Here is a 1,132-nt window from a genome sequence, read left to right as displayed (position 1 = left end):
GTGGAATCCACCCGGCCGCCCGCCGTCCGGAGGGGGGCGCGTGCGTGCGCGTCCTCCCTTGCCGGGCGGGCCGGCGGCCGTCCCGGAGCACCACGGAGGTAAGCACACGTGTCCGGCACCGACGCCCCGCAGCCCGGCCCTGTCACCGGTCCTGTCACCGTTCCCGTCGTCCGCCCGCGGCGGCTGCGCACCACGCCCGCGATGCGGCGCATGGTCGCCGAGACCCGGCTGCACCCCGCGGAGCTGATCCTGCCCGCCTTCGTCCGCGAAGGCATCGACGAGCCGGCCCCGATCTCGGCCATGCCGGGCGTCGTGCAGCACACCCGCGACTCCCTGAAGAAGGCCGCCGCCGAGGCCGTCGCCGCGGGCGTCGGCGGGATCATGCTCTTCGGCGTGCCGGAGGAGCACAAGAAGGACGCGATCGGCTCGGCGGGCACGGACCCGGACGGCATCCTCCAGGTCGCGCTGCGCGACGTGCGGGCCGAGGTCGGGGACGACCTGGTGGTCATGTCCGACGTGTGCCTGGACGAGACCACCGACCACGGGCACTGCGGGGTGCTGGACGCCGCCGGCCGGGTGGACAACGACGCGACGCTCGCGCGGTACGCGGAGATGGCCGTGGTGCAGGCGGACGCCGGGGCGCACGTGCTGGGGCCGAGCGGCATGATGGACGGGCAGGTCGCGGTGATCCGCGAGGCCCTGGACCGGGCGGGCCACCAGGACGCGGGGATCCTCGCGTACGCGGTGAAGTACTCCTCCGCCTTCTTCGGGCCCTTCCGCGAGGCGATCAACTCGTCGCTGAAGGGCGACCGGAAGACGTACCAGCAGGACCCGCCGAACGGCCGCGAGGCGCTGCGCGAGCTGTCCCTCGACCTCGCCGAGGGCGCCGACATGGTGATGGTCAAGCCGGCGGGGCCGTATCTGGACGTGCTGCGCCGGGTCGCCGACGAGTCGGACGTGCCGGTGGCGGCGTACCAGATCTCGGGTGAGTACGCGATGGTCGAGCTGGCGGCGGAGCGCGGCTGGGTCGACCGGGAGGCGGCGATGATGGAGACGCTCACGGGGATCAGGCGGGCCGGGGCGCAGCTGATCCTGACGTACTGGGCGACCGAGGCCGCCGAGCGGCTGGCGC

General features: G+C 74.3%; 1 protein-coding gene. It reads left to right on the top strand.

Annotated elements, in window-relative coordinates:
* Window positions 1-108: 108 nt before the first annotated feature.
* The coding region (hemB, locus tag H5J30_RS34830; RefSeq protein ID WP_181791801.1) for a porphobilinogen synthase at window positions 109-1,132 on the top strand (1,024 nt) is incomplete at its 3' end.

It is taken from the genome of Streptomyces phytophilus (genome assembly GCF_013870535.1).
Classification (GTDB): domain Bacteria; phylum Actinomycetota; class Actinomycetes; order Streptomycetales; family Streptomycetaceae; genus Streptomyces; species Streptomyces phytophilus.
This window is presented reverse-complemented; position numbering and strand designations above follow the sequence as displayed.